Annotated in this window: 25 protein-coding genes and 1 tRNA gene; 6 read left to right on the top strand and 20 right to left on the bottom strand. The window is 60.5% G+C overall.

Annotated elements, in window-relative coordinates; all coding sequences use genetic code 11:
- Positions 1-7: 7 nt before the first annotated feature.
- From FAZ30_RS16285 to FAZ30_RS16270, 4 genes are all read right to left on the bottom strand, one after another.
- The gene (locus tag FAZ30_RS16285) at positions 8-1,189 is read right to left on the bottom strand and encodes an MFS transporter (RefSeq protein ID WP_137009875.1); all 1,182 of its coding nucleotides are present in this window, start codon (positions 1,187-1,189) and stop codon (positions 8-10) included.
- A gap of 56 nt (positions 1,190-1,245) precedes the next feature.
- The gene (locus FAZ30_RS16280) at positions 1,246-2,121 is read right to left on the bottom strand and encodes a transporter (protein WP_137009874.1); all 876 of its coding nucleotides are present in this window, start codon (positions 2,119-2,121) and stop codon (positions 1,246-1,248) included.
- 125 nt (positions 2,122-2,246) lie between these two features.
- A complete protein-coding gene (locus FAZ30_RS16275) occupies positions 2,247-3,224 on the bottom strand; it encodes a helix-turn-helix transcriptional regulator (protein WP_137009873.1) in 978 nt (325 codons plus the stop codon).
- A gap of 210 nt (positions 3,225-3,434) precedes the next feature.
- Positions 3,435-4,331 carry a LysR family transcriptional regulator gene (locus FAZ30_RS16270; protein ID WP_137009872.1) on the bottom strand — a complete coding sequence of 299 codons (897 nt, stop codon included), beginning with the start codon at positions 4,329-4,331 and terminating at the stop codon, positions 3,435-3,437.
- A gap of 101 nt (positions 4,332-4,432) precedes the next feature.
- Here FAZ30_RS16270 and FAZ30_RS16265 point away from each other — a divergent pair, with 101 nt between their 5' ends.
- Entirely contained in the window at positions 4,433-5,701 is a 1,269-nt protein-coding gene (locus FAZ30_RS16265; RefSeq protein ID WP_137009871.1) for an MFS transporter, read from the top strand.
- Positions 5,702-5,762: 61 nt separating this feature from the next.
- On the opposite strand, the gene FAZ30_RS16260 is transcribed toward FAZ30_RS16265, so the two are convergent.
- The 12 genes from FAZ30_RS16260 to FAZ30_RS16205 all read right to left on the bottom strand — a co-directional run bounded on the left by FAZ30_RS16260 (position 5,763) and on the right by FAZ30_RS16205 (position 16,880).
- Entirely contained in the window at positions 5,763-6,287 is a 525-nt protein-coding gene (locus FAZ30_RS16260; protein WP_137009870.1) for a hypothetical protein, read from the bottom strand.
- Positions 6,288-6,686: 399 nt separating this feature from the next.
- The gene (locus tag FAZ30_RS16255; RefSeq protein WP_124645024.1) at positions 6,687-7,421 is read right to left on the bottom strand and encodes a substrate-binding periplasmic protein; all 735 of its coding nucleotides are present in this window, start codon (positions 7,419-7,421) and stop codon (positions 6,687-6,689) included.
- A gap of 334 nt (positions 7,422-7,755) precedes the next feature.
- Positions 7,756-8,646, bottom strand: coding sequence for a hypothetical protein (locus tag FAZ30_RS16250; RefSeq protein WP_124645025.1), 891 nt, complete (start codon positions 8,644-8,646; stop codon positions 7,756-7,758).
- 186 nt (positions 8,647-8,832) lie between these two features.
- Positions 8,833-8,920, bottom strand: a tRNA-Ser gene (locus FAZ30_RS16245).
- Positions 8,921-8,994: 74 nt separating this feature from the next.
- Entirely contained in the window at positions 8,995-10,665 is a 1,671-nt protein-coding gene (gene recN, locus FAZ30_RS16240; RefSeq protein WP_124645026.1) for a DNA repair protein RecN, read from the bottom strand.
- A 12-nt stretch (positions 10,666-10,677) separates the two neighbouring features.
- Positions 10,678-11,553 (bottom strand): NAD kinase, encoded by an 876-nt coding sequence (locus FAZ30_RS16235; RefSeq protein ID WP_124645027.1) that lies wholly within the window; start codon positions 11,551-11,553, stop codon positions 10,678-10,680.
- 10 nt (positions 11,554-11,563) lie between these two features.
- Positions 11,564-12,232 carry a response regulator transcription factor gene (locus FAZ30_RS16230; RefSeq protein WP_124645028.1) on the bottom strand — a complete coding sequence of 223 codons (669 nt, stop codon included), beginning with the start codon at positions 12,230-12,232 and terminating at the stop codon, positions 11,564-11,566.
- A complete protein-coding gene (locus FAZ30_RS16225) occupies positions 12,229-14,499 on the bottom strand; it encodes an ATP-binding protein (RefSeq protein WP_137009869.1) in 2,271 nt (756 codons plus the stop codon). The genes FAZ30_RS16230 and FAZ30_RS16225 overlap by 4 nt, the downstream gene beginning before the upstream one ends.
- A 153-nt stretch (positions 14,500-14,652) precedes the next feature.
- The gene (gene msrA / locus FAZ30_RS16220; RefSeq protein WP_137009868.1) at positions 14,653-15,186 is read right to left on the bottom strand and encodes a peptide-methionine (S)-S-oxide reductase MsrA; all 534 of its coding nucleotides are present in this window, start codon (positions 15,184-15,186) and stop codon (positions 14,653-14,655) included.
- A gap of 55 nt (positions 15,187-15,241) precedes the next feature.
- Positions 15,242-16,144, bottom strand: coding sequence for a histone deacetylase family protein (locus tag FAZ30_RS16215; protein WP_124645031.1), 903 nt, complete (start codon positions 16,142-16,144; stop codon positions 15,242-15,244).
- Between the two features lie 11 nt (positions 16,145-16,155).
- The gene (locus FAZ30_RS16210) at positions 16,156-16,371 is read right to left on the bottom strand and encodes a DUF1653 domain-containing protein (protein ID WP_103523958.1); all 216 of its coding nucleotides are present in this window, start codon (positions 16,369-16,371) and stop codon (positions 16,156-16,158) included.
- Positions 16,372-16,424: 53 nt separating this feature from the next.
- Entirely contained in the window at positions 16,425-16,880 is a 456-nt protein-coding gene (locus FAZ30_RS16205) for a GNAT family N-acetyltransferase (RefSeq protein ID WP_124645032.1), read from the bottom strand.
- Positions 16,881-16,940: 60 nt separating this feature from the next.
- Here FAZ30_RS16205 and FAZ30_RS16200 point away from each other — a divergent pair, with 60 nt between their 5' ends.
- Complete coding sequence (locus FAZ30_RS16200) at positions 16,941-17,888, top strand: tRNA dihydrouridine synthase (RefSeq protein ID WP_124645033.1); 948 nt, start codon at positions 16,941-16,943, stop codon at positions 17,886-17,888.
- A gap of 576 nt (positions 17,889-18,464) precedes the next feature.
- Here the strand turns inward: FAZ30_RS16200 and FAZ30_RS20455 are convergent.
- From FAZ30_RS20455 to FAZ30_RS16190, 3 genes are all read right to left on the bottom strand, one after another.
- Positions 18,465-18,617, bottom strand: a complete 153-nt coding sequence (locus FAZ30_RS20455) for a hypothetical protein (RefSeq protein ID WP_158604626.1) — start codon at positions 18,615-18,617, stop codon at positions 18,465-18,467.
- Between the two features lie 11 nt (positions 18,618-18,628).
- Positions 18,629-19,207, bottom strand: coding sequence for a LexA family protein (locus FAZ30_RS16195; RefSeq protein ID WP_124645034.1), 579 nt, complete (start codon positions 19,205-19,207; stop codon positions 18,629-18,631).
- A gap of 210 nt (positions 19,208-19,417) precedes the next feature.
- Positions 19,418-20,218: a helix-turn-helix transcriptional regulator gene (locus FAZ30_RS16190; protein ID WP_124645035.1), complete on the bottom strand. Its 801-nt coding sequence runs from the start codon at positions 20,216-20,218 to the stop codon at positions 19,418-19,420.
- Positions 20,219-20,451: 233 nt separating this feature from the next.
- On the opposite strand from FAZ30_RS16190, the gene FAZ30_RS16185 reads away from it, so the two are divergent.
- From FAZ30_RS16185 to FAZ30_RS20450, 4 genes are all read left to right on the top strand, one after another.
- On the top strand, positions 20,452-21,945 hold the full coding sequence (locus FAZ30_RS16185) for an aldehyde dehydrogenase (RefSeq protein WP_137009867.1): 1,494 nt from the start codon (positions 20,452-20,454) through the stop codon (positions 21,943-21,945).
- 27 nt (positions 21,946-21,972) lie between these two features.
- Positions 21,973-23,355, top strand: a complete 1,383-nt coding sequence (locus FAZ30_RS16180) for an aspartate aminotransferase family protein (protein WP_124645037.1) — start codon at positions 21,973-21,975, stop codon at positions 23,353-23,355.
- 147 nt (positions 23,356-23,502) lie between these two features.
- Positions 23,503-24,597, top strand: a complete 1,095-nt coding sequence (locus tag FAZ30_RS16175) for a polyamine ABC transporter substrate-binding protein (RefSeq protein ID WP_124645038.1) — start codon at positions 23,503-23,505, stop codon at positions 24,595-24,597.
- 150 nt (positions 24,598-24,747) lie between these two features.
- Positions 24,748-24,915, top strand: coding sequence for a hypothetical protein (locus FAZ30_RS20450; RefSeq protein ID WP_158613635.1), 168 nt, complete (start codon positions 24,748-24,750; stop codon positions 24,913-24,915).
- A gap of 89 nt (positions 24,916-25,004) precedes the next feature.
- Here FAZ30_RS20450 and FAZ30_RS16170 read toward each other — a convergent pair whose 3' ends face one another.
- Positions 25,005-25,394 (bottom strand): phasin family protein, encoded by a 390-nt coding sequence (locus tag FAZ30_RS16170; RefSeq protein WP_124645039.1) that lies wholly within the window; start codon positions 25,392-25,394, stop codon positions 25,005-25,007.
- Positions 25,395-25,500: the final 106 nt, after the last annotated feature.

Below are 25,500 nucleotides of genomic sequence, written 5' to 3'. Positions count from 1 at the left end.
CTTGTGTTCAGACGTGGGCAGGGGTGGTGCGGCGCTGTTGCAGCGACAGCAGCAAGGCCAGCGAGATGGCGGCCACCAGAGTGGCCAGCAGCAACAGCACATGCAGGCTGCCGTGATTGGCGGCGATCAGCTGACCAGCCAGCGCCGGGCCGATGGCCAGGCCGCCACCGATGACCAGATTGGTGGCATTCATCAGCTTGCCGCTGTGATCGATGTCGGCCAGCGTGGCCAGGATGAAGGGCAGGATGAAGGTCCAGCTGAACTTGAACAGCAGTGCGGCGGTGGCAAAGCGCGCCAGGGCCGGGGCGTTCAGCAACAGCAGCATGGCCGCCATCATCATGCCAAAGCCGGCCAGCAGCAGCTGGGCACGCGGCAGGCGGCGGCCGATCAGCGAGGCGCTGCCGGCACCGGCCACGCCCAGCAGGGTGGCGATGGCGAAGATATTGCCGCTTTGCTGTGGATCGATGCTGGCCTGCTGAGCGATCTGGCCGATGAAGGTCCATACCCCGCTCAGGCTGATGTAAAACGCCAGCGTGGCGAGGATGCCCAGTACAGCGTGGCCCCGGCGGCGGCCTGTGGCAGATTGCGCGGCCTGTTGTGTCTGCGCCTGCTGAGCTGTGGGAAAGCAGCGCACCAGCGGCGTACACAGCGCCATCAGCAAGGCCAGGCCGACATAGCAGGCGGCAATACCGAAGTGAGCGAACAGCGCGGGCATGACGACCAGCCCGGCCGCCCCCAGTGCCAGTTGGCCCATCACCCACAGGCCATAGACACGGTCTGGGTTGCGCATGGTGGCGGCGGCGGACAGACACAGAATCATCAGCGAACCGCCAGCCAGCGCACTGACAAAGCGCAGGCCAAGCAGCAGCGGATAGCTGACGGTGGTGGCGGATAGCAAGTTGGCGGCGATGAATACCGCCACTGCCAGCCAGGCGGCACTGCGCCAGTTGACGCGAGGCAGCCAGAAAAATGCCGGCAAGGTGGCCAGGCTCATGGCACCCAGTTCGGCGGAGAACAGGTTGCCGATATCGATTGGCCCCAGTTGCAGCTGGCTCGCCAGCTGGCTGGCCACCGCAGGGGCCATCATCAGCACGGCGGGGACGATGGCGGCGAAACCGACAATGGCGGCCATGGCCGAGCGCTCATTGTGTGGGACCTCGACAGGCTTGGCATGTGAGAGCGTGTTCATGGTGTTTCCTCTGTAGTAGGTGATCCGTCGGGCGGATTTTCTTGTTGGCAGCCGGCTCAGAAAACATGTACCAGACGCAGCATGGCCTGGCTGCTGTCAAAACTGTTGCTGGTGTGGACGTTGCGCGCCAGCATCAGCATCAACTGGTCTTGCTTGCCAACCCAGTGGCCGAGTTCGAAGCCAAGCTGGGTACTGTTTTGCCGGGTGTCGGGCAGGTCCTGTCCGTTCAGGCGCAAGGCGCCGCCACGGGTGTGGTACAGCCGCAGCGCGCCATAGGTACCCGGCATGAAGTCGTAGGAGGCAAAAGCCTGCAAGCGGTACAGCGGCTGCTGTTTCAGGCTGCTCCCGTAATAGTTGTCGTTGTTGCCATACAGCTGGGCTTCCAGCGAGGCCTCCAGCACCCAGTTCTTGCCTACGCCCCGGGTATAGTTGTAGAGAAAGGTGGCACCCCAGCGGTGCGCCCCTGCTGAAACGTCCGGGTGCTGGGCATCGTAGCTGCCCACTGGCAGGGTGATCAGGGTCAGCAGGCCGCTGTACTCGCGCTTGTCTGGCTGATTGATGAAGAACAGCGTGCCGCCCACTTGCGGGTCGCCAATGCCACTGTCGCGCTGGCTGGTCTGGCTGCCGGGCAGGGTGGCCTTGATCTGGGCGGCGGGGATGATGAACTGTGGCGTGCACAGGGTGCCGCAGATGTCGGAAAACCACAGCTGACGCCAGGCCAGGGCTTCCACATTCAGCCGGGCATGGTCGTCGTTGCCGTTGGCCGAGTGAAAGCTGTCGGCCCAGGTGACGGGCAGGTACAGCACACTGAGCGAGGTGCCGACCGGTGCACTGAAAAAGTCACGGGCATTGGTATCGGCGGCTTGGCTGGGCAGGCTGGCGAGCAGCAGGCTGGCCGCCAGGGCGGTCAGAACAGGGCGAAACGGGGTCATGGCATGCTCCTTGGGGTGGGTGGGGCGAACAACACGCAGACGCAGCTATCCCTGCCAGCCATGGCGGACCATGGCAGCTTCGGTAGCTTCAGCGACGTGGCGGTGGAATCAGCAGGCTGGAGTGATCAGCCGAATGGCGCTTGCTGGTGCAAGAGATGGGCGATGCCGGCCTTGCCGTTGATGCCCAGCTTGGCGTAGATGGCGCGGATATGGTGGCGCACGGTATGCGGCGACAGGCCCAGCTTGCGTGCGATGTCCTTGTAGGTGAGTCCTTCGCCAAACAGGCGGGCGACATCGGTTTCGCGGCTGGAAAGCTGCTCCATGGCGCAGCGGTAGCGGGCGGTCAGCAGGTAGAGGTCGCTGATGCGGCGCGCCTCGATATTGAGCCGGGCACCATCATGCCCTTGTGGCGACAGGCCGGCGGGCAGGGCGGGGCCGGTCCACTGTGGCCATTCGGTGAGTAGCAGGTCGACAAAGCCGGGTTCGGCGCAGTGCAGGGTGCCATGCTGGTCACACACCGCCATGGCCAGCCGTGGTCCGCTGAGGGTTTCGCGCAGGGCTTGCAGGGTGCGGATCTGGTTGATGGCCACGGTGGAGGCCAGGTGCGGCATCAGACAGGACAGCAACAGGCAGTCGGCAGCATTGAAGCGCGGTGCGCCGGGGCGGCGGTACAGAGCCAGATGGTCGCTCAACTGGGTGACCGGGTCGATGTGGATCACGCACAGCAGTTCGCCGATATCATGGCGCTGGCCCAGCCATTGCAGTTGCGGCGGCGCATCGTCCGCCTGCATGTCCACCACCACGGCCTGGCCGGGGTGGGCATGCACCCGTGCCACGGTGACATCGTGCTGGCGGATGGATTTCCAGTCGTCAATGTAGTGATCCGGCAGGCCGAACAGAAAAGAACTGTGCTCGTGCGGGCCATCCGCCGCCTGGGCGGCGCGGCCCCACCAGGCCTTGTCGTAGGCCAGTTGCGGGCGCAGACACTCCAGCACGGTGTGATGAAAGCGCTCCAGTGACTCCTCGCGGGCCAGGCGATAGATTTCCAGCAAGATGGCGCTGAACACGGCCAGATCCGGCTGCCGGTCTGATGGCTGCTGCATGATGTTCTCCTCTGTATGGCGTGCGACGGCTGCGTGGCCTGTCGTCTGTCCTTTTATTGTGGAGCCAGTGTCATGCAGTAATTCACGGCTGACTATCCTGCAAATGAGGGATGGGCCGGTGTCCGCGAGAAATCCGGGTTGTCGCCATGAAAAATCGGTGATTTTTGCCAATTTTGGATAGACAAAACGCAACAACCCGCCAGTCTGAGCCTAGCTGGCAGGGATTTCGTCCCACAAGTGGGCGATAAATCCGGTCACCAGTGGCGAGCTGTCACCCTCGCGCGTGGCAATGCCCATGGCCAGGTAGGCACCGTTGTCGGTCAGCGGGATATAGCGCACCCCCGGCAGCTGCACGCACTCCAGCGGTGAGGGCAGGATGGCAATGCCCAGCCCGGCGGCCACCAGCCCCACCTGGGTGGTGGCTTCGCCGGCTTCCTGGGTGATGCGCGGCTCAAAGCCACAGGCTTCACACAGCTGGCGGATCACGCTGTGTAGCCCGGTGCCGGCGCTGCGCGGATAGCTGATCATGCCCTGATCGCGCAATTGTCCCAGCGACAGGCTGGCCTCGCCGGCAAGCGGATGCTGGCTGTTGATCACCACCAGCAGCGGGTCGCGCCGTAGCTCCTGTACCAATATCTTGTCCGCCGGTGACAGCCCGTTGAAGCGCACGAAGCCGACGTCGATTTCCTGTTGTTGCAGTGCCGCGAACTGGTCTGTAGTGAACATTTCGCGCAGTGTCAGCCGCACGGCCGGGAAATGCTGGCGATAAGCATGCAGCGCTGCCGGCAGAATGGGGGTAAGCGGCAATGAGGAGGTAAAGCCAATGCGCAGCTCGCCGATTTCCCCACGTGCGGCACGTCGGGCCTGTTCGGCGGCGTCCTCGGTATCGGCCAGAATGCGCCGCGCACGCAGCAGAAACTGCTTGCCGGCTGCTGTCAGCTCCACCTTGCGGTTTTGCCGCAGAAACAGCGGCGTGCCCAGTTCGGCCTCCAGCGCCTGTATCTGCTGGGATAGCGGCGGTTGGGCCATGTGCAGGCGTTCGGCGGCACGGGTGAAGTGCAGTTCTTCGGCGACGGTGACGAAATAACGCAGGTGGCGCAGTTCCATATTGATACTTTAAAAATATTGATTATTGAATAAAGATATATTGGACTGAGGTTTAGTCAAGGGCTAAGCTCAAAACCTGTATCACTGCTAGCGGTTTCATCATGCCTTCCGATTCTGCCTCCTGTGCTGCTACGCTGAATTCAGCTGCCGCGGCTACCCAGGAGAACACCATTTCTGCCGCCCCCCGTCTGCATGCCGGTTCCACTGCATTTCGCGCCACGGCGCGTGCCATGTTTGTGGGTGGTTTTTGCACTTTTTCCATGCTGTACAGCATGCAGCCGCTGATGCCGATGTTTGCCCACGACTTTGCCCTGTCGCCGGCGGCGGCCAGTAGCGTGCTGTCGGTGCCCACCACCGGCCTGGCGCTGGCGCTGATTCCTGCCAGCTTTCTGGCCGACAAGGTGGGGCGCAAGCCGGTCATGAATATTGCGCTGAGCCTGGCGGCGCTGCTGATGCTGCTGGCGGCCTTTGCCCCCAGTTTTCAGCAGTTTCTCTATCTGCGGGCCATTTTCGGTGTGGTGCTGGCTGGCTTGCCTGCCGTGGCCATGGCCTATCTGAGTGAGGAGGTTGAGCCGCTGTCACTGGGCCACTCCATCGGCCTGTACATCGCCGGCAATGCGCTGGGTGGCATGAGCGGGCGCTTTCTGGCGGCGGTGATTGCCGACCACTTTGGCTGGCGCGCTGCCGTGCTGGCGCTGGGGGTGCTGGGCGTGGCCGGTGCCATCGAGTTCTGGCGCAGCCTGCCGGATTCGCGCCACTTCAAGCCGGTGCCATTGAATCTGGCCGAACTGCGCCGTGATGTGACCAGCCATTTTGCCGATGGCGGCCTGCCCTGGCTGTTCTTGTCGGCCTTTCTGTTCATGGGCTGCTTTGTCAGCCTGTACAACTATCTGGGTTTCCGCCTGCTGGCCGCGCCCTTCAATCTCAGCCATAGCGTGCTGGGCTTTGTGTTCTCGCTATACATGGTGGGCATCTGGGCCTCGGCCTGGGTGGGGCGCATGGCCGACCGCTTTGGCCGCCGCAACATGTTGTGGTTGATGGTACTGCTGATGGCCGCCGGGCTGGTCTGCACGCTGGCCGATTCGCTGTGGCTGATGGTGCCCGGTATTGCGCTGTTTACTTTCGGTTTCTTCGGTGGCCACTCAGTGGCCAGCAGCTGGATAGGCCGCCGTGCGCAACGTGGCAAGGCGCTGGCTTCTGCTTTTTACCTTACTGCCTATTATCTGGGTTCCAGTGTGGTGGGCTCCTTCTCCGGCCTGCTGTGGGGCATGGGCAAATGGAACGGCGTGGCGGCAATGATCGCGCTGGGGCTGGTCATGCTGCTGCTGATCGCGCTGCGTCTGCGCAAACTGGAGCCGCTGGCGGTGTGATGTGGCGGGGCTAGCCAATCAGGATGCAGGATACCCGCGGTCAGGCAGGTATCCTGTGGCATTACTGTTTGCGGTAGACCTGGAGTTGGCCATTCATGGCATCTTGTGCCATTGCCCAGCCAATCGAGCCCTCAGCCAGGCGCATCGTTTCCGGGTCTGAAGTAATGTTGCCGGCCGAATTGCTGACTTTGGCAAAATCGCAGGGATCTTTGCAGCGCAATGTTGTAGTGATGCGGTTCTTGGTGGTTGTCAGGGTGTGATAGCCCTTGATGACACCACGGTATCTGACCATCGAGACTCCTGCCGCAACCTGCCCGTTCTTCCGTTCGTTCTCACTGACTCCAGATTCGTAGCCGTACTCGCCATTTTCCTCAATCACATAGTGATGAACCGGGACTTGCACCGGCTCAGCTGCTGCGGCTTGATGATTCGATTGCTCTGGCGCGGAGGTTTGATTGTCCGATTGCTCGTGTGCTGTGTCATTGGCTGGAGCTGTGCTGGCAGGAGGCGTCGATGACGCCGTTGACTCTTTACCACTACAGCCTGCCAGCCCAAGCGCTAGCACTACCAATATGCCTAATCGCATAAATATCCCCTTGTGTTAGTGCTGAAATTCTATGGTCTGTGCTGATGCCAAGGGAAAGGGATATGGCGTGCAGGCGAGGCGGGTGGGTCTTGCCGGGCTGACGATTATTCAGATTGTTGCGGCGCAACTTCATGGTGATACAGGCGGCTGGAACTTGGCGTAGTGTAGTCCTGCGGAATGGCTGGCAGCTTTCAGTATCGTTTTTTCAAAAGTATGCCCTGCAAAACCAAATACACATGGCTGGGAGCCTGTGTTTTCGTCTTTCTGACCTGTTTGGCAGGTGCTGCAGCTATTGATGTATGTAGTGCGGGGTATCTGGTGAATCGGCGTGGCAGTGGCTGACTTGATTCTTGGGTGGCAACAGCGGTAACGCTTGGCGTTGCTGCATGGTTTGGCTATCTACTTGCCATACTTGCGGGTGAGTTGTTCGATAAAGCCATCTTCTTTCATCCGGCTGATGGCGGTGGCGATTTTTGCGGCTGTTTCAGGCGGAAAGCGAGGGCCGGATGCGATCCAGTTTTCGCTGCTGTATAGCACATTGCCTTCTACCGGCATGGTGCCGACTTGTTGCTGGTAAGTTGGTTTAAACGTGGTAGATGCCCCCAGAAAGCTGCCGATACGGCCTGCTTTGAGCATTTTTGCCATTTCCGTTAGTTGGCTTTGTTCGATCTGCTGTTTGCTGACGCCTTGTTGGGCTAGCCAACTGAGAACGCTGGAACCGGTGCGTACGCCGATGAGTCCTGCTGCAGTGGCTTGCTGCAGTGTGTTGTAGGGTGTGGCGCCATCTCTGGTAAAGAGCCTGAAATCGGTACTGTTGATGACCGAGATCCAGTGAAACAGCGGTTCTCGTTCTGGGGTGCGGGCAAAGTAGATGATGATGGCGTTATTGTTGTCGATGACTTCGCGCATGGCGCGGTTCCACGGACGAATCTTGGTTTGTGGCATGTAGCCTGCCCGGCGTATGGCCTCGCTGCCAATCTCTATCATCAGGCCGGGGCTGGGCTCATCTGCCTGGTTGCAGATGCTGGGGAGGTAGTCGCATTCCAGAATGATAGTTCTACTGGGTTCTGTGGCCAGGGCAATGCATGGCATGAGCAGCAGACTGAGTGCCAATGTGCTTGGTAAGCCGGGCATATAGGGGACTCCTCTGCATGGTAAATGTCTTTAGCATTATTTATATGTGCTAAACGGCGGTTTTGCGCGGGTATCCGCGCAATCGCGCATCCGTTCATTCACCCGCTGAGGGTGCTGCAAGTGAAGCAAGCAAGGTGCAGAAATTTTTGGGAAGACGCCGGGTGTCCGGTGATGCCGGGTCGGATGGGCAGGGCTGGGACAGTTTTGTGTCTGCAATGGTAAACCGCCAGGTAAGTGGCTCCGGGCGGTCTGCGTGGCGGCTGCGATCAACCGATGCCAGGGGTGGGCTCAAGGGTGCTTGAGTCAGAGCAGCGCTTCCTGAAATGCATGGTGATCATTCCTGCGGGGCGGGGCTCTCCAGGTGGAAGTAGATCGTTCGATAGAACTGGGGAAATGTCTTGGCCCAAATTAACATGAAAATGGTCGCATAGATAATAGCGGTGAAAATAAAAAGCAGGGTTTTCTGCCAAAACGGATAGTCAAGTCCAGTTATCATAAAGATAAGAGCTGAAGGAAATAGCATGGCGCGTTTCATCAGCAATGGCTTGCGCATTTCGGCCCAGGTTTCAGGATCTATGCCAGCCTCAACAAATACTGCAGGATCAAAACGAAAGTCGGGATTGAGGCTGGCAAGTTTCAATAAAAGACTACGTTTCAGGTCGTAGCCGTTTGTGAAGGTTCTTTTTGAAAATCTGCGCAGCGGAGCTCGTACTTCTTCAGGGGTGTCTGAATTTTGGTGCCAAAACACCAGGTCATATACGATGGACTTGCTTGTTGAAAATTCTAGATACACATCATAAAGCCCCTTTGGGGCTTTTATTACATCTGCCCAGCGTATTTCTCTTTCTTTGCGGCCTGGTTCCAGTATGAGGGAAAGTGGTGTTTTGAATACAAAGTGTGAATTATTGAGCCACATTTCGTGATGTGGCAGGGTGCGGGCCTGCCTGAGGATTGCAATGGAGGAGACGATGCATAGGGTTGAAGTTGAGATGCTAATGAAAAAAACAGCAATATAGTTGTTATTTTCTTTAAGGAAAGGTATTGCCAGGAGTGCTAATCCCAATGCAAGGGTGATAACTCCGATGAGAATGTGAATCATCCGGAGGAATTTAAGGTTTGCTTGGCCAGTTATTGTCCTGGAAGGACTTTGCAGAAGATCGGTTGGCAAGGCGATACTCTTGCGGTCTTGCTTGGTGTTGTCTTTTTCTGCCGGTGATAGATTCATTGCAAAGCCTTTTAACAATTCGTTCAGTAGATTATTGCATTAACTTTAATTTTTTTTGGAGAGTTGCATAAATCAGCTGCAGGCTGAAGAGTTGCCTACTGTTGGCAACAGATAACAAAAAACCCCGTAGAAGCTATGTTCTATCGGGGTTTTGTAGGCAATGCTGGGTGTCGCTAGGCACATAAATGGCGGAGGCTGTGGGATTCGAACCCACGGACGGTTTCCCGTCGGCAGTTTTCAAGACTGCTGGTTTAAACCACTCACCCAAACCTCCGCAGTGTCCATGTCATCGGCGGTTGGTGCCGTTGGCAAAGAGGACGCAATCATAACCGTAGTCAGCCAGTTTGGCTAGGGGGTTGCGCGGTTCATTTCCAGCATTTCTGCGGCGTGCTGGCGGGTGGTTTGGGTGAGTTCGGCCCCGCCCAGCATGCGGGCGATTTCCAGTACGCGTTGTTCGTGCTCCAGCGGGGTGATGCGGCTGACCACGCGTTTTTTATCTTCGCGCTTGCTGACTTGCCAGTGCTGCTCGCCGCAGGAGGCTACCTGGGGCAGGTGGGTGATGCATAGCACCTGATAGCGCTGGCCCAGCTGCTTGAGCATGTGGCCGATCACTTCTGCCACGCGTCCGCCAATGCCGACGTCCACTTCGTCGAAAATCAGCGTTGGCACGCTGGCCACCTGGCTGATGACGACTTGCATGGCCAGGCTGATGCGTGACAGTTCACCACCGGAGGCGACCTTGGCCAAGGGGCGCAGGCTGGTGCCAGCATTGGCGGCCACCAGGTATTCGATGGATTCCAGTCCATGCGCGCCGGGTTCGGCCAGGGCAGCCAGTTCGATGGCAAAGCGGGCGCTGCTCATGGCCAGCTGCTGCATTTCCTTGCCGATGCGGGCGGACAGTTCACTGGCGGCCTGGCGGCGTTTGCCGGACAGGGCTTCGGCCAGGGTGCGGTAGCGGGACAGGCTGGCGGTTTCGGCCAGTGCCAGGGCTTCGCTGTCGGTGGAGGCTTCCAGTGCGGCCAGCTGGGTTTGCCAGTCTTCCAGCTTGAGTGGCAGTTCCTGCGGCTGCACGCGGTATTTGCGTGCCATGCTCATCAGGCTGTCGATGCGGCTTTCCACTTGTTGCAGCTGGCCCGGGTCTTCGTCGATGTCGCTGGCGTAATCGCGCAGGCTGTAGACCACTTCGCGCAGTTCGGCATCGACCGAATCCAGCAGCGACAGGGTGTCGGCCAGGCGCGGGTCGAGGTTGGCCAGTTTGCTCAGGCGGGTCTGTACCTGGGTGAGCACGGACAGGCAGTTGCCCTCCATCTCGGACAGGGTATCGACGGCGTACTGGGCGCTTTGCACCAGCTCGGCGGCATTGGCCAGGCGCGAGTGGCTCTGGTTGAGGCTGGCCCATTCGTCCTGTTGCAGGCCAAGCTCGGTCAGTTCGTTGATCTGCCAGTTGAGCCGTTCGCGTTCCACTTCGGATTCGCGTGACAGCTTGTCGGCATCGCTGCGTGCCTTGCGGGCGGCTTGCCATTCCTGCCAGGCGTGGTGGACTTCGCGGGCCAGCGAGGTGCTGCCGGCATAGGCGTCCAGCAGTTCGCGCTGGGCCTCGCTCTTCACCAGCGACTGGTGCGCATGCTGGCCGTGGATGTCGACCAGAAACTCTCCCAGCTGCTTGAGCTGGGAGAGTGTCGCCGGCTGGCCGTTGATAAAGCTGCGCGAGCGGCCGGATTTGTCCAGCACGCGGCGGATGAGCACGATGTCGTCGTCGCCGGACAGGGCGTTTTCTTGCAGCCAGGCCTTGATCTCCGGCCGTTGCCGGCTGTCGAATTCAGCACTGATTTCTGCCTTTTCGGCACCTTCGCGCACCAGCGAGCCTTCGGCGCGGTCGCCCAGCAAGAGGCCGAGGGCATCCAGCAGGATGGACTTGCCGGCACCGGTTTCGCCGGTGAGTACGGTGAAGCCGGGGGCAAAGTCCAGCGCGATGCTGTCAACGATGACGAAATCTTTGACCAGTAGGGATAGCAGCATGGTGTGTGCGTGTCAGAGCAGTCGCTCGCCCCAGTGAAGCTTGTGGCGCAGCATGTCGTAGTAGTTGTAACCCACCGGATGCAGGATGCGCAGCGGGTTGCGGTAGCGGCGGATCAGCACGCGGTCCATTTCCATCAGATCGCAATGCGACTGGCCATCGAAGTGAACGCGCGCATCCAGTCCGCGGGTCAGCATGAATTCCACTTCGCAGGAGTCGTTGACGGCGATGGGGCGGTTGTTCAGCGATTGCGGGCAGATCGGCACCAGGGCAATGGCCTGCAGCGTGGGGTGCAGGATGGGGCCGCCGGCAGCCAGTGAATAGGCGGTGGAGCCGGTGGGCGTGGCGACAATAAGCCCGTCCGAGCGCTGGCTGTAGACGAACTGGTTGTCGATGAAGACTTCGAATTCGATCATTGAGCCCACGGCGCCACGACTGAACACGATGTCGTTGAAAGCCAGGGCATTGGCCACTTCGGCATCTTCACGGATGAGCGAGGCCTGCAGCAGGATGCGGTTTTCCGGGATGAAGTTGCCGGCAAGGATGGCATCGATGGCTTCCAGCATTTCATGACGCGGGATGTCGGTCATGAAGCCCAGCCGGCCCTGGTTGATGCCTACCAGCGGTACGCGGTAGGGGGCCAGCACGCGGGCGATGGACAGCATGGTGCCATCGCCACCCAGTACGATGACCAGATCGGCCAGCTTGCCCATGTCGCTGCGTTCGATCAGCAGGTGCGGGCCCGCTTCGGCTGGCGTGGCGCTTTCCTTGTCGACGAACACGGTGATGCCGGCTGCGGCCAGGTGGTCGGCCAGCGTGCGCAGCGACTCCACCACTTGAGGTTTGCTATGTCGTGCCACCAGGCAGACATGTTTGAACAGTCGTTCCATGTGGGCGATTCTACTGCCTTGCGGTCGTTTCGTTCAAAAAAGACTCGTCGCTGCGTTTTTTGCCGGTGGCTTCGAGCGCCTTGAGGTAGAAGCGGATCAGGTCGGCCAGCGAATCTACCCCCAGCTTGCTGAACAGATTGGCGCGGTGTACCTCGATGGTGCGCGGCGACAGGTCGAGCTGGCGGGCGATTTCCTTGCTGGACATGCCGTCGGCTACCAGTTCCAGTACCTCGCGCTCGCGGCCGCTGATGCGGTCCAGCAATTGCATGACTTCCTGGGTTTCTTCTTCCTGCTGCTGCTGGTGAATGCTCATACGAATGCCCTTGCGCAGGCTGTCGATCAGGCGGTTCTGGTCGATGGGCTTGGTCAGGAAATCGATGGCACCGGACTGGAAGGCGCGGCGGCACTGTTCGATGTCGCCATGGCCGGTAATGAATACGATGGGAATGGTGATGCCGCGTTCCACCAGTTTTTCCTGCAGGGCCAGGCCGGTAATCTGCGGCATGCGGATGTCCAGCACCATGCAGCCGATTTCGCCTTCGCTATAGTTTTCCAGAAACTCCATGGCATTGGCGAAAGTCACCGTGCGCATGCCCTGGGCCATGATCAGCAAGGCCAGCGAGTCGCGCACGGCCGGATCGTCATCCACGATGAAAACGGTTGGCATCATGTACTTCATGAAACTTGTTCTCCTGCTACAGGCTGTGCTGTCAATGTGGTAAGTGCGGGGAGGTCGATCACGAATTGCGCGCCGCCTGATGGGCGGTTGCTGGCCAGGATCTGGCCTCCCATATTGTCGATGGCCGTCTGGCAGATGGCCAGTCCCAGTCCCATTCCGTTGGGCTTGGTGCTGAAAAAGGGGTCGAATATCTGGTCTTGCACGGCTGCGGCAATGCCGGGGCCGTTATCGGCGATCATGATACGCACTCGCGTCGCATCCTGCTCGGTGCTGATGATGAGCCGGCCCCAGGGATGGACGCTTTCCATGGCGTCGATGGCATTGCGCAAGATGTTCAGAATCACCTGCTCCAGCTGAATGTTATCAGCATAAACGGCAGAGAGCTTGTCGGAAAAATACTGTTCCAGATGAATATCGTGGCTTTGCAGCTCGTATTCCAGCAAGGCGAGGGTATTGCTGACAGTCTGGTTCGGGTCCAGCAGGCTCTGGTGCTGATTGCGCTTGCTGACGAATTCGCGCAGGCGCTGGATGACCTGGCCGGCGCGCTGCGCCTGCTTGGCTGCGTTCTGCATGGCCCGGCAGACCAGCGGCAGATCAGGGTCTTCTTCCTCCAGCAGGCTGAGGCTGGCCTGGCAGTAGCTGACAATGGCCGACAGCGGCTGGTTGATTTCATGGGCGATGCCAGAGGCCATTTCGCCCATGGTGTTGATGCGCGCCACGCGGGCCAGCTCTTGTTCGTGCTGGCGCAGACGGCGCTCGCTGGCTTCCAGTGCGGCCAGCATGTGCTGGCGGCGCGGGGCAGTGTCGCGCAGGGTGAGTACGGCACCGAGCAGCCGGCCTTGCTGGTCGAATACCGGTGACACGCAGCCTTCCACCAGCAGTTTTTCGCCCGAGCTGCGGGTCAGGTAGCTGCTGTCCGGCAGGTAGACGCTGTCACGAATCTGCAGGGCCTGGGTGAAGGGATCGGTGCTACCGGGCCGGGCAAACTCATGACCGAGGCGTAGTAGCTGACGCACATTCTGGCCGATGACGCTGTGATGCCCCGGTCCCAGCAGCATGCCTGCCGATGGATTGAGGTATTGAATGCGAAAGGCGGTATCGAAGGTGACCACCGCATCGGCAATGGCTTGCAGGGTCACGCTAGCGTGTTCGCGCTCGCGGTGCAGGTGATCCATGGCGCGGCGGCGGATATTGCGCTGGCGCTGCTGCTGGGCAGCCAACAGCCAGAGCAGGTAGCACAGCAGGGTATTGGCGGCCAGGCCCACGGCCAGCAAGGGGGCGGACAGCTGTTGCCATGTCAGTGCCTGATCAAGCTGCAGGCGATAGCCTTCACTGGGCAGGGCTGCTTGCAGCTGGGCGCTTTGTATTGGCAGCAGACTGTTGTCGTTAACGGCCGGGCCGCTGGCCAGCAAGGGGCTAGGGCTGCCGTCGGGTGCCAGCAGCGTGAGTTGCAAGCCGCGGTATTGCGCGGTCGATGTAGCCAGCAAGCCATCCAGTTGCAGGCTCATCAGCAACACGCCTTGCAACTGCTCGCTACGCACCAGCGGGTTGGGCGAGGGCGGGCTGGCACTGTAGCGTGCTTGCAGCAACAGTAGATGCCAGTGCTGGCCGATGCGGTAGGGCGGGCTGAATTGTACTGAACCCTGGCTGACTGCCTGCTGCAATGCCGGGCCCAGTGTCGGATCGTGCAGCAGGTCGAGTCCTTGCATGGCACGCAGCGCTGCCGGCGGCGAAGGTTCTTGCATCAGCAGCGGCAGGTAGTCATGGCGTGGCGGTGCCGGTACATAGTTGCCGGTGTCCTTGCCCGCGGCGTTGCGAGTGAGCCAGTAGTCGCGGATGGCAAAGGCTTGGCCGCGCTGCTGGCTTTGCTGTTGTTCGAAGCTGGCGCGCTGCTCGGCGCGGATGCGCGGCTGCCAGCCCAGATAATCGATAAAAGGTTGACGGGCGGTGGCGAGGCCGGCGAAATCGCGCAGGCCTGGCGTCGGGTCGGCGGCTTGTGGCAGCAGGGTGCTGGCGTGGTCCAGTGTGGCCAGGGCCAGTTGCACGTGCGCGTTGATGTCGGCCTGCAACTGGCTGGCCAGGCCATCCAGTGCCTGTTGCTGGCGCTGCATGGCTTCGTGAACCAGTAGCAGGCCCAGCAGGGCGCAAAGCAGCACATACAAGCCGGCCAGCAGCCATTTGTGGCGGTGGCTGGTTTCCTGTAGCAGCTTCAGGTGTTTGTGTAGCAGGCTGGCTGGTTGTGAGGAGGAAATGGGCTGGGCTGGCATGATGTTGTGGTGTATTGGCCAGTCATGGCAATGCTGCTGCCGACTGTAGCAGCAAGGGCCGCGTAACGCTAATTTGATAGCGGCCCGACCCGCTGTGGCAGCGTGTGGCGGCCGGGCTGCCTGTCGTGGGTTTGATGCCGGTCATGGCCTGCTTCAGCTGCTTTTCAGCAATTGGGCAAACTGCCGGCGCATTTTCATTTGCTTGGGCAGGATGACCGCCTGGCAATAGGCTTCGTGACCGTGCAGTTCGAAATAGCGCTGGTGGTAGTCTTCGGCCGGATAAAAGTGGCTGGCAGTTTCCAGAGTGGTGACGATGGGCGCAGGGAAGATCTGTTGCTGATCCAGGGCGGCAATGTAGTCGCTGGCAATGCGCTGCTGTTCGGCATCGTGACAGAAGATGGCCGAGCGGTACTGGCTGCCGACATCATGCTCCTGGCGATTGAGCGTGGTGGGGTCGTGGGTGGCGAAGAACACCTGCAGCAACTGGCTGAAGCTGATGACCTGCTCGTCAAAATCGATCTGTACCGCCTCGGCGTGGCCGGTCTGGCCGCTGCAGACACTACGGTAGTCCGGATTGCTGCTGTGGCCGCCAATATAGCCGGACTGTACCTGTCGCACGCCTTGCAAGGCTTGAAAAATACTCTCAGTGCACCAGAAACAGCCGGCGGCCAAGGTGGCTTTGCTCATGATTTTCTCCTGCGGTAGTGGGTGGTCATGGTTGGTCGGCGTTGTGGGGCTGTGCTTACAGTGTGTGGCTGTTGTGGTACTGCCAGGCTAGCTGCACGGTATTGCGCTGGATGCTTACCGTGTCGGCGATATTGCTGGCGTAACCGCCGGCCATGGTGATGGCCAGTGCCGCGCCATGGCTGGCCACCTGTTGCAGTACCAGCCGGTCGCGCTGTTGCAGTCCGGCCATGCTGAGCGCCAGTTTGCCCAGCCGGTCGCCAGCATAGCTGTCTGCGCCGGCCAGATAAAACACCAGCTCGGGTTGATGTTGTTGCAGCAGTGCCGGCAGATGCTGTTGCAACAGCTTGAGGTAGACATCGTCGCCGGTGGCGTCGGGCAGGTCGATGTCGAGCGAACTGGCTTCCTTGCGAAAGGGAAAATTCTTTTCCCCGTGCATGGAAAAGGTGAATACCCGGGGGTCATCGCGAAAGATGGCAGCCGTGCCATTGCCCTGATGGACATCCAGATCGACCACCAGAATGCGCCGCACCAGCCCTTCTTGCAGCAACAGCTTGGCAGTGACGGCAACGTCGTTGAATACGCAGAATCCGCTGCCCTTGTCATGGTAGGCATGATGGGTGCCGCCAGCCAGGCTGATGCCGCAACCATGCAGCAAGGCCGAACGGGCGGCAGCGATGGTGGCACCCACCGAGCGACAGGAGCGTTCCACCAGCTGCGGCGACCACGGCAGGCCGATTTCACGCCAGGCACGCGCCGGCAGGCTGCCATCCAGTACCTGGGCGACATAGTCGGGGCTGTGCGCCTGCTGCAGCTCCCATGGTGTGGCTGCCGCCGCCGTATCCAGACAGTCGGCGGCGAAACCGGCCACGGCCTCGGTCAGCATCGGGTACTTTTGTGCCGGGAAGCGGTGACCGGCGGGCAAGGGCAGGGGAAACTGGTCGGTGCGGTAAATGTGCATGGGCCGGTCGTCTAGAACAGCTTGACCGGGGCAAAGCGCGGCCGGCTTTCGCCCTCGTGGATCACGGTTTCCAGAAACATGCCGGCCGGACGTGTCCACAGTTGATACTCGCCATACAGGGCGCGATAAGCCACCATCGGTTCATGTGTTTCCGAGTGCAGGCCCAGGCCCAACACCTCGTACAGATTGCCACGATAGTGGCGATAGATGCCGCGAGGGATGTCCATTGCGTGCTCCTTGCCGTCAAAACGCGCCAGCATGGCCGGGTGCGGCCACCCGGTCAACTCCCCTTGCCGTCCCAGTAGTAAACCCGGAAGTCCGTGTCGAGCGCGAAACCATTGCGTTCATACAGCCTTTGCGCCTTGTTGTTGTCATGGGCGGTTTGCAGCATGATGTCGCCGCCGCCCAGCCCCAGAACGTGTGCCTGACATACTTGCAGCAATTGCTTGCTGACACCGCTGCCACGGTATTCGGGAGCGACATAGAGGTCGTGCAGCAGCCAGCTGGGCTTGAGCGTCAGCGAATTGAATCCCGGGTACATCAAGGCAAATCCCACCGGGACACCGGCATCCTCGGCCAGCCACAGCCGCGCCTCGTGATGGCTCAGCCGGGCTTCGAGAAAGGCCAGGCAGTCGGCGGCGGCCTGCTCTACATGATAAAAGGCCAGATAGGCCTGAAACAGCGGCAGGCAGCTGGCGGCCTGGTGTGGTGCCAGGGGGGTGATCTTCAAGGTCATGCATTCGCTCCGGTGCGGTGATTCCGTTACAATAGCGCCCTTTTTTCAGCAGGTTAAGCCATGAATCTGATGCTGGCGCCGATGGAGGGTCTGGTCGACCCCATCATGCGGGATGTACTGACCCGTCTGGGCGGTATCGACTTGTGCGTAACCGAGTTTGTCCGGGTCACCAATGTCTTGCTGCCAACGCGTACTTTTCATCGGTTGGCTCCCGAATTGCTGCATGGCGGCAAGACGCGGGCCGGGACCACGGTGCGGGTGCAGCTGCTGGGCTCCGACCCGGTGTGCCTGGCGGAAAATGCTGCCAAGGTGGCTAGTCTTGGCGCGCCAGGTGTCGATCTGAACTTCGGCTGTCCGGCTCCGACAGTAAACCGCCATCGCGGTGGCGCGGTGTTGCTGACCGAGCCGGAGCTGCTATACCGCATTGTCAGCCAGGTACGGGCGGCCGTGCCGGATGCGATTCCGGTGACGGCGAAAATGCGTCTGGGCTACGAAGACAAGAGCCTGGCGCTGGAGTGCGCTCAGGCACTGGCCAGTGCCGGAGCGGCAGAGCTGGTGGTGCATGCCAGGACCAAGCTGGAGGGCTATAAGCCACCAGCGCACTGGGACTGGATTGCCCGTATCCGTGAGCACGTCACCATACCGGTGATCGCCAATGGTGAGGTATGGACCGTGGCCGACTACCATGCCATTCGTGCGCAGAGCGGCTGTCAGCGAGTGATGATAGGCCGTGGCTTGATTGCGGCACCTGATCTGGCACGGCGAATTGCCACCGACCAGTCGGCCACGCCCATGGCCTGGAGTCTGTTGATGGAGTGGCTGCTCGACTTCTACCAGCAATGCGTGACGGAAGCGGGTGAGTCGCGTTATCCGCCCGCCCGGTTGAAACAGTGGCTGGGGCAGTTGAAGAAAACCTATCCAGAGGCGGCCGGCTTTTTTGAAGTGATCCGGCGTGAGACTTCGGCTGAGAATATTCTCAAGATCATGCGTGATATGTCTGCTAAGTAAATTCACCCATAGTCAATGCCATGGGCAAAGCGATAGGATGATTCCGTGCTTGGTTCTTGGTATGGATCCAGGCGCTGTATAGACCGGATGCCCTCAGCTTCCGGTCGTTACACTTCCCCGATACCCTGTTAGACCCTCCCCTTGTGGGAGGGCTTTTTTATGGCTGTTCACATTTCATCCCCATGTCTTGCAGCTAAGGCTGTCATGGTGTGCTGCTTGCTAACTTGAGCAGCAGCCTTGATCTGGCTCTCATTTCAGCTACACCTCACCGCACTCTATGCATGCTTGGCCCGGCCGGATAGGTTATTGGCGAATGCGATAAACAAAGGCATGCCAAGCGCTATGGCTTGGCTGGTGGGGGGGGGAGCTGGTGTGTGGGTGCGATAGCGGTGGGGATGGCGGTGTATCCAGATAGCGCATGGCTGGCATGCTTGGACTGAGCCGCGGTAGCGGTCAGTTGTCAGCTGCTGTGTTTAGCCGGATTGATGGCTACGCTTGCCCTGCGCTTCTGCTAGGTGGGGTTGTTTACCACAAGACCGGCAGGGCGCCGGTCTTGTGGCGTTGTGCGTTGTGGCTTCAGACAAACTGCACCGGAACAAAGTAGCTGCGACCGGTACGGGACACCAGCACTTGCGGCTGGCCGGCGCGCACTTCGCGAAAGGCGCGCGGCAGGCGGCGCCAGTCCATGAACTTCATTTTGATCAGGCTTTCATCGATTTGCATTTGCATCTTGCTCTCCTTTACGAGACCGGATGGATGACATTGGTCACCACACCCCAGATAAACAGCGCCGCTTCTTCCGACACCTCAATCGGCGCGTAGGCCGGGTTTTCCGGCATCAGAAACAGCCCGCTCGCCGTTTTTTCCAGCCGCTTTACTGTCAGTTCACCATTGATGACCGCTACCACCACCTTGCCGCTGCGGGCCTGCAAGGAGCGGTCGACAATCAGCAGGTCGCCATCGTGGATGCCAGCGTTGATCATGGAGTCACCCTTGACCGTCACCATGAAGGTGCTGGCCGGGTGGCTGACCAGATGGGCGTTCAGGTCAATGTCGGCTTCCTTCAAGTCATCTGCTGCCACTGGCGAACCGGCCGGTACCCGGCTGGCAAACAGCGGCAGGGACAGCTGGCTGAGGGTGTCGGACAGGGTGCGGATATCCTGCGTGTCTGCCGTTTTCACCGAGCGCAGCTGGCGGTATTCGGCCAGCCAGCCTTCCAGCAGGGGGCGCAGTGGTTCCGGCACCCGCATGGCCACGGTCTTGTCGCCACCAAATGCGGATTTGCGCCCTGCGCCATCGCGTTTACCACCTTGGGCCATGCCGGCTTCCTTTGCTGTTGCTGTAATATTGATTGTGTACAAATTCAAATTGCTTGGCAACCTGCATTGGGAAAATGTCTTGTTTTGCCGTGGCTTACTGTGTCATTCCTGTCGCATGTCACTCTGCTGCAACAGCGAAAACCATTGAATGGCAATGCTTTTCGTCAGTGCTGGTGGACAAGGCAGACCAGGGTGATGCCCTTGCTGGCATCAATCGGCTGCGGCAGCGCTGGGGGCGGAAAACAGCAGAAACAGGCCAGCCTGATTGCTGACGCCCAGCTTGGCGTAGAGATTGCGCCGGTGCACTTTGGCGGTATCCAGCGAGATGCCCAGTTCGCGTGCCACCGCCTTGGTGGAGTGGCCGGCCAGCACCAGCAGGGCGACTTGCACTTCGCGCTCGGTGAGGTGAGGTTCACCGCGCTGCCGCAGCGCATCTTCCAGCCGCATCTGGCGTTCGGCCGGGTTGTGACGCAGCTGCTCGGCCAGATAGGCATCCAGCCGGATGGCCTTGCCCATCAGCGGCAAGAGCCAGGGGCTGAACAGCTGGCAGGCGCCGATTTCGGCATTGGTAAAGCGCCGACGGCTGCCCAGCGACAAGGACAACACGCCCTGGCCGGGTATGGGCAGCAGGAATTGCAGCTCGTCGGCCCCGACATTGCGGCTGAAGTACTGACGGAAATACTCGGTGTCACGGAATGAGTCGGGTGCCACATCATCCAGCCGGTACAGGCCGCTGGCCGGCTGCTGCTGGCTGAACGCGTAGAAGGGGTCGATGCGGTAGAGCTGGGCGCGGTAATCAGCAAACAGGTCGGCGGCGGCCAGATTGGCGGCGTGATCGGCCAGGATGTGCGGTGCTTGTTCCGGCTGAAACAGCAGTACCACCCAGGTATCGAAGGTGATGACATCGGCCAGCAGCCGCGCCAGCGCCGGCCAGAAACCGGGTTCGCCCAGTTTTTCCATCAATCGGCCCAGCCTCTGGTGAAAGGCCAGGTCTGCCACTGCAAGCTGCATGTTCATTCCTTTGTTGATGCCGTCCATCTGCCTGGATTGTCCAGATTGCCTGACATGATGCCGCAAGACAGCTTGTGTCTCGCTACCCCGCGGGGGTTAGCCAGCTAACCCATCAAGGCTATGTTGCTTGGGCAGGCCCCTGCCTAGACTGGCCGGCAATGAGTAGCAAGCCTGCCAACGGCCATCGGCCAGTTCCCGGCGCAGGCCTTGCATCCCGACAGGAGAGTAGCACGATGCATGCACGAGATACGGCTTTCTGGACGGCAAGTGCCGCCACCTTGCGGCCTGCCGCCCAGGCTTATATCAATGGCCGGCTGCAAGATGCGGCAGACGGCCGCCAGTTTGCCAGCGTTTGTCCGCATACCGGCCAGACGCTGGCCATGGTGGCACGCTGCGACCGGGCGGATGTTGATGCTGCGGTGGTTGCGGCCCGGCGCAGTTTCGACGCAGGTAGCTGGTCGCGCTGTCATCCGCGTGAGCGCAAGGTGGTGTTGCAAAAGCTGGCACAACTGTTGCGCGACAATGCCGATGATCTGGCCCTGCTGGATTGCCTGGACATGGGCAAGCCCATCTCGGACGCCCTGAATATCGATGTGCCAGCCACGGCAGGCTTGTTCGACTGGTATGCCGAAGCCTGCGACAAGTTGTATGACGAAGTTGCCCCCACCGGGCCGGATGCGCTGGCGCTGGTCACGCGTGAGCCGGTGGGCGTGGTGGCGGCGGTGATTCCGTGGAATTTCCCGCTGGACATGGCGGCGTGGAAAGTGGCCCCAGCACTGGCTGCCGGCAATAGTGTGCTGCTCAAGCCGGCCGAGCAGTCGCCGCTGTCGGCCATCCGGCTGGCACAACTGGCCAGTGAGGCCGGCCTGCCCGATGGTGTGCTGAATGTGCTGCCCGGCTATGGCGAAGAGGCCGGCCAGGCCATGGGCCTGCACCCGGATATCGATTGCCTGTCGTTTACCGGCAGTACCGAAATCGGCAAGCGCTTTCTGGCTTATTCCGCCGCTTCCAATATGAAGATGGTGTGGCTGGAGTGCGGTGGTAAAAGCCCGAATCTGGTGTTTGCCGATTGTGCCGACCTGGACGCGGCAGCGCGCAAGGCGGCCTTTGGCATCTATTTCAATCAGGGCCAGGTGTGCTCGGCCAGTTCGCGCCTGCTGGTGGAATCCAGCATCCACGACTGTTTTGTCGAAAAACTGCTGACTGAAATGGCCGCCTTCCAGCCGGGCAATCCGCTGGACCCGGCAACGCGGCAGGGGACGCTGGTGGATGCCGGCCATACCGCGCGAGTGCAGGGCTTCATTGCCAGCGGCCTGCAACAAGGTGCCAGCCTGCTCTCTGGCGGCGAACGGCTGCACATAGGCAATAGCGATTGCTATCTGCAACCCACGCTGTTCACCGGCGTCACCCCGGACATGCGCATTGCCCGTGAGGAAATCTTTGGCCCGGTGCTGTCGGTGCTGCGTTTCGACAGCGAAGCCGAGGCCATTGCCATGGCCAATGACAGCATCTATGGCCTGGCCGCAGCGGTATGGACCGACCAGCTGCGCCGCGCCCATCGCGTGGCGCGTGCCCTGCGCGCGGGCACGGTGTCGGTGAATACCGTGGATGCCCTCGACCCCGGCGTACCGTTTGGCGGCTGCAAGCAGTCCGGCTTTGGCCGCGACCTGTCCTTGCATGCGCTGGACAAGTTCAGCCAGCTCAAGACTACCTGGATCAGCCTGTAAGCCGGTGCACCCGGCATGGAGACCTCAATGCACAGTAATCAGACCACACGCAGTACCGCCGAATACCAGGCGATGGACGCGGCCCATCATATTCATGCTTTTCTCGATCAGAAAGCCTTGAACGAGGAGGGCGCACGCGTCATCACCCGTGGGCAGGGCCTGTATTTATGGGATAGCGAGGGTAAGAAATACCTGGATGGCATGTCTGGCCTGTGGTGCACCAATGTCGGTTATGGCCGGCCGGAGCTGATCGATGCAGCCACGCGCCAGCTGCAACAGCTGAGCTATTACAACCTGTTTTTCCATACCACCCATCCGGCGGTGCTGGAATTGTCCGAACGGCTGTTTGCCCTGCTGCCGGGGCAGTACAGCCATGTGATCTATACCAATTCCGGCTCCGAGGCCAATGAGGTGCTGATCCGCACCGTGCGTCGCTTCTGGGATGTGATGGGGCAGCCGGACAAGAAAATCTTCATCGGCCGCCACAACGGTTATCACGGCTCCACCGTGGGCAGCGCCTCGCTCGGTGGCATGGCCTTCATGCACGAGATGGGTAATCTGCCCATTCCCGGTGTCGAGCACATTGCCGAGCCTTACTGGTACGCCCATGGCGGCAAGCTGAGCCCGGCCGAGTTTGGCCTCAAGTGCGCGCAGGAGCTGGAGACGAAAATCCTGCAACTGGGCGCGGACAAGGTGGCTGCCTTTGTTGCCGAGCCCTTCCAGGGTGCGGGCGGGATGATTTTCCCGCCGGAAAGCTATTGGCCGGAAATCCAGCGCATCTGCCGCAAATACGATGTGCTGCTGTGTGCCGACGAGGTGATCGGTGGCTTTGGCCGCACCGGCGAGTGGTTTGCCCACCAGCATTTCGATTTCCAGCCGGATACCCTGAGCATCGCCAAGGGGCTGACCTCCGGCTACATCCCCATGGGTGGGCTGGTGCTGTCGCGGCGCATGGCCGAGGCGCTGGTCGCCAAGGGCGGGGTGTTCGCCCATGGCCTGACCTATTCCGGCCATCCGGTGGCCGCCGCCGTGGCGCTGGCCAATCTGGATGTGCTGCAGGGCGAGGGCATGGTAGAGGCGGTGAAGCAGGATACCGGCCCCTATCTGCAAGCCTGCCTGCGCCAGCTATTTGCCGAGCACCCGCTGGTGGGCGACATCCAGGGGACCGGCATGGTGGCAGCCTTGCAGTTTGCCCAGGACAAGAGCAGCCGCCAGCTGTTTGCTGATGAAGATGACATTACCTGGCGCTGCCGCAGCCACGGCTTTGACGAGGGGGTGATCATCCGCTCCACCCATGGCCGCATGATCATGGCACCGGCGCTGGCCATTACCCGCAGCGAAATCGACGAACTGCTGGACAAGACCCGCCGCGCGGTGGACCGCACCGCACAGGAGCTGGGTCTGCTCTAAATTCCGGGCGGCTGCCGCCGCCCTGCCAGACCCTGACAAACGGCCATCCAGAGCCGGCATGACTCATTCCCAGTTGCGCCATTTACCCCGCAGGCCAGCCATGCGCCGGCCTGCGGATTTCGTCACAGGAATATCGGGAGTCCCATCATGAGCCGTAAACCCACCACGCGCCTGCTATTGTCCGGCGCGGCACTCTGTCTCGGCCTGACCGCGCAGGCTGCCGAGCTGCACGTGTACAACTGGTCCGATTATATCGGTGAGCAGACCATCGCCAGCTTCGAGAAACAGACCAGCATCAAGGTCAAATACGATGTCTACGACAGTGACGACACCCTGCAAGCCAAGCTGCTGACCGGCAAGGCGGGCTACGATATTGTCGTGCCCACCTCCAACTACATGGCCCGTCAGGCGGCAGCCGGCATCTACCTGCCGCTCAACAAGGCATTGCTGCCCAATCTGGCCAATCTGGATCCGCAGTTGATGAAGATGATCGCCAGCGCCGACCCCGGTAACAAATACGGTGTGCCATATGCCTGGTTTACCGATGGCCTGGGCCTGAACCTGAACAAGGTGAAGGCGGCGCTGGGCAAGGATGTGGCGCTGGATAGCTGGGATGTGCTGTTCGAGCCGGCCACGCTGGGCAAGCTGAAAGGCTGTGGGGTGTCCATGCTGGATCAGGCCAGCGATGTGTTCGCCATCACCCTGCATTACCTGCACAAAGACCCCAACAGCAAGAACCCGGCCGATTATCAGGCGGCATTCGAAGCCCTGAGGAAGATCCGCCCCTATATCACCCAGTTCAACTCTTCCGGCTATATCAATGATTTGGCCAATGGCGATATCTGCCTTGCCGTTGGCTGGTCCGGCGATATCGGCATTGCCCGCCGTCGTGCGGCCGATGCCGGCAAGCATTACCAGATCAGCTATGTCATTCCCAAAAGCGGGGCACCGTTTTCCGTCGACATGATGGCCATTCCCAAAGATGCGCCCAACCCGGCCGCTGCTCATCAGTGGATCAACCACATCCTGCAGCCGGATGTCGCTGCCGGCATTACCAACAAGGTGTTCTACCCCACGCCCAACCTGCCGGCACGCAAGCTGGTACAAGCGGCCATTGCCAGTGATGGCGGTATTTATCCGTCGCCGGCGGTCATGCAGACACTGTTTCTGTTACAGCCCTTGCCCACGGACATCCTGCGCTTGCAAAACCGGCTGTGGACGCAGTTAAAGACCGGGCGTTGAGCCTGATATTGATGCGGCAGATGGCTGTATTCGTGACGACTGGCGTTGAATCGGCCGCCGACTCAGGGTAGTCTCTGCCCCTTGCTGGCCGACGTGGCCGAGCGGCCGGTCATGCCAAGGTGGCGGTGACGGGTTTATCTGGGGAAGACAATGCGAGTACAGGCGAATCCGGCCGATATCGGTCGTTGTGGTTGTGGACGACGTGATTATTGCGATGGCAGCCATGGTCTGAGTGAAGAGCAATGGCAGGCCAGGCTGGCCGAAGAGCAAAAACAGGCCCAGCAACTGACCGAGCAAGCCGATTTCGGCGACGACTGAGCAGCGTAGCCGCTCACATCGAAACAGCCCGCACATCCTTGCAGATGGCGGGCTGTTTGTTTGGCTACGGTAGGTTGCCGTGGCCAGGCTTATTTCTTCTTGCTGGTGGTGGCTGGCTGCTGCAGATAGCTGGCCATGCCCTGCAGCGAGTCCTGCACGCTGCCCAGGTGTTCCAGCGCCAGGCCTTGCAGCTCTTCCTGTGCCTTGGACAAGATGCCGCAGAATTCGCCGGAACATTCCATGGCCTGGTTGGCATTTTCCTTGGCGATGCTGCTGATCTGGCTGAGTGCTTCTTGCGGCGTTTCGGCCTGGCTCAGTGCTTGCAGCGACTTGGCATAGTTGTCCAGCTGGATGCGGCTGGTGCTGATCTGGAAATTCATCAGTTGCTCGACATTGTTCATCGAAACTTGCAGAAACTTCAGCGTGATATCGAGGCTGGGTTGCTGTGGGAAGCGGGCATTCTTCGGGGCGGATGACATGGGCGTTCTCCTGGGCTGGCGCAGCGGCTTGGGAAATCAAGGGGATGATTCTCAAGGTCATCGCTGCAGCAGCTTGGATGCACGGTAGCGGGCAAACGTTCAGTGC

It is taken from the genome of Aquitalea aquatilis (genome assembly GCF_005155025.1).
Classification (GTDB): domain Bacteria; phylum Pseudomonadota; class Gammaproteobacteria; order Burkholderiales; family Chromobacteriaceae; genus Aquitalea; species Aquitalea aquatilis.
This window is presented reverse-complemented; position numbering and strand designations above follow the sequence as displayed.

Bases quoted from the DNA above. Each gene is read 5' to 3' on its own strand.
- FAZ30_RS16210 (WP_103523958.1), bottom strand. From the start codon at position 16,371: ATGGACATCCCTCGCGGCATCTATCGCCACTATCGTGGCAATCTGTAC.
- FAZ30_RS16205 (WP_124645032.1), bottom strand. From the start codon at position 16,880: ATGACCTTGAAGATCACCCCCCTGGCACCACACCAGGCCGCCAGCTGC.
- FAZ30_RS16285 (WP_137009875.1), bottom strand. From the start codon at position 1,189: ATGAACACGCTCTCACATGCCAAGCCTGTCGAGGTCCCACACAATGAG.
- FAZ30_RS16280 (WP_137009874.1), bottom strand. From the start codon at position 2,121: ATGACCCCGTTTCGCCCTGTTCTGACCGCCCTGGCGGCCAGCCTGCTG.
- FAZ30_RS16250 (WP_124645025.1), bottom strand. From the start codon at position 8,646: ATGAATCTATCACCGGCAGAAAAAGACAACACCAAGCAAGACCGCAAG.
- FAZ30_RS16180 (WP_124645037.1), top strand. From the start codon at position 21,973: ATGCACAGTAATCAGACCACACGCAGTACCGCCGAATACCAGGCGATG.
- FAZ30_RS20455 (WP_158604626.1), bottom strand. From the start codon at position 18,617: ATGCAAATGCAAATCGATGAAAGCCTGATCAAAATGAAGTTCATGGAC.
- recN (WP_124645026.1), bottom strand. From the start codon at position 10,665: ATGCTGCTATCCCTACTGGTCAAAGATTTCGTCATCGTTGACAGCATC.
- FAZ30_RS16190 (WP_124645035.1), bottom strand. From the start codon at position 20,218: ATGCAGCTTGCAGTGGCAGACCTGGCCTTTCACCAGAGGCTGGGCCGA.
- FAZ30_RS16175 (WP_124645038.1), top strand. From the start codon at position 23,503: ATGAGCCGTAAACCCACCACGCGCCTGCTATTGTCCGGCGCGGCACTC.
- FAZ30_RS16230 (WP_124645028.1), bottom strand. From the start codon at position 12,232: ATGAAGTACATGATGCCAACCGTTTTCATCGTGGATGACGATCCGGCC.
- FAZ30_RS16255 (WP_124645024.1), bottom strand. From the start codon at position 7,421: ATGCCCGGCTTACCAAGCACATTGGCACTCAGTCTGCTGCTCATGCCA.
- FAZ30_RS16235 (WP_124645027.1), bottom strand. From the start codon at position 11,553: ATGGAACGACTGTTCAAACATGTCTGCCTGGTGGCACGACATAGCAAA.
- msrA (WP_137009868.1), bottom strand. From the start codon at position 15,186: ATGAGCAAAGCCACCTTGGCCGCCGGCTGTTTCTGGTGCACTGAGAGT.
- FAZ30_RS16200 (WP_124645033.1), top strand. From the start codon at position 16,941: ATGAATCTGATGCTGGCGCCGATGGAGGGTCTGGTCGACCCCATCATG.
- FAZ30_RS16265 (WP_137009871.1), top strand. From the start codon at position 4,433: ATGCCTTCCGATTCTGCCTCCTGTGCTGCTACGCTGAATTCAGCTGCC.
- FAZ30_RS16275 (WP_137009873.1), bottom strand. From the start codon at position 3,224: ATGCAGCAGCCATCAGACCGGCAGCCGGATCTGGCCGTGTTCAGCGCC.
- FAZ30_RS16225 (WP_137009869.1), bottom strand. From the start codon at position 14,499: ATGCCAGCCCAGCCCATTTCCTCCTCACAACCAGCCAGCCTGCTACAC.
- FAZ30_RS16270 (WP_137009872.1), bottom strand. From the start codon at position 4,331: ATGGAACTGCGCCACCTGCGTTATTTCGTCACCGTCGCCGAAGAACTG.
- FAZ30_RS16215 (WP_124645031.1), bottom strand. From the start codon at position 16,144: ATGCACATTTACCGCACCGACCAGTTTCCCCTGCCCTTGCCCGCCGGT.
- FAZ30_RS16260 (WP_137009870.1), bottom strand. From the start codon at position 6,287: ATGCGATTAGGCATATTGGTAGTGCTAGCGCTTGGGCTGGCAGGCTGT.
- FAZ30_RS16170 (WP_124645039.1), bottom strand. From the start codon at position 25,394: ATGTCATCCGCCCCGAAGAATGCCCGCTTCCCACAGCAACCCAGCCTC.
- FAZ30_RS20450 (WP_158613635.1), top strand. From the start codon at position 24,748: ATGCGAGTACAGGCGAATCCGGCCGATATCGGTCGTTGTGGTTGTGGA.
- FAZ30_RS16195 (WP_124645034.1), bottom strand. From the start codon at position 19,207: ATGGCCCAAGGTGGTAAACGCGATGGCGCAGGGCGCAAATCCGCATTT.
- FAZ30_RS16185 (WP_137009867.1), top strand. From the start codon at position 20,452: ATGCATGCACGAGATACGGCTTTCTGGACGGCAAGTGCCGCCACCTTG.